This window comes from Arthrobacter sp. Y81 (genome assembly GCF_002929335.1).
Lineage (GTDB): Bacteria > Actinomycetota > Actinomycetes > Actinomycetales > Micrococcaceae > Arthrobacter.
In genome coordinates this window covers 1-1071 of record NZ_PJIL01000054.1, presented here as the reverse complement: position 1 = coordinate 1071, position 1071 = coordinate 1, and the positions used below count along the sequence as shown (strand labels likewise).

At 62.9% G+C, this 1071-nt stretch carries 1 protein-coding gene; it reads left to right on the top strand.

Annotation, left to right across the window (positions count from 1 at the left end; genetic code table 11):
• Positions 1-107: 107 nt before the first annotated feature.
• On the top strand, positions 108-1071 hold a 964-nt coding region (locus CXQ91_RS24125; RefSeq protein ID WP_104176367.1), incomplete at its 3' end, for an IS481 family transposase.

The following is a 1071-nucleotide window of genomic DNA, read 5'->3' as shown; positions in this document are numbered from 1 at the left end:
TGTATTGTCCACGGACGTTAGGAACGTGCGGCGTGGTTAGGTGACAAAAAGAAGACCTCCGAGTGGAGTGGGGCTTGTCTAGAGTCCGAACCACAAGGAGGTCTTCAATGTCCCATGCTAACGCGATCCTGACACCGAAGGGCAGGCTGCGAGTGGCCCGGTGTGTGGTCGATGATGGGTGGCCGCTGCGCCGGGCGGCTGAGCGGTTCCAGGTGTCGGTCACGACCGCATCGCGATGGGCCGGCCGTTACCGGGAGCACGGTGAGGACGGGATGGACGATCTTTCCAGCCGGCCGGCCAATTCACCGCGACGGACCTCCGTGCGGCGCGAACGCCGGATTATCGCGATCAGGGTCAATCGCCGGTGGGGACCGGCGCGGATCGGTTATCTGTTGGGCATCCACCCCTCTACTGTGCACCGGGTGCTGTCCAGGTTTGGGCTGGCCAGGCTGTCGTGGCTGGACCGTGCCACCGGCAGGGTGATCCGCCGCTACGAACACGCGCAGCCCGGGGAACTGGTCCACGTCGATATCAAGAAACTCGGACGGATCCCTGACGGCGGAGGCCACCGCAGCCTGGGCAGAGCGGCCGGAAAACGGAATAAGACCGGAACGGCGGGGAACCGGCGACCGGGCTACGCTTTCCTGCACAACGCCGTCGATGACCATTCCCGGCTGGCGTACACCGAGATCCTCGGCGATGAGAAAAAGGAAACCGCGGCCGCGTTCTGGGAACGCGCCAGCGCCTATTTTGAATCCTGCGGCATCACGGTCAAACGGGTTCTGACGGACAACGGCTCCTGCTACCGCTCCTACGCGTTCAAGGACGCCCTGGGCCCGGAGATCAAGCACAAGCGCACCCGCCCGTACAGGCCCCAGACCAACGGCAAAGTCGAGCGCTACAACCGCACAATGCTCGATGAATGGGCCTACGCCAAACCCTATGCATCAGAATCAGAGCGTGTTGCCGCCTTCAGCGACTGGCTCCATCACTACAATCATCACCGAGGCCACACCTCACTCAAAGGTCAGCCACCGGCCAGCCGCGTCACTAACCTCTCAGGTCAATACA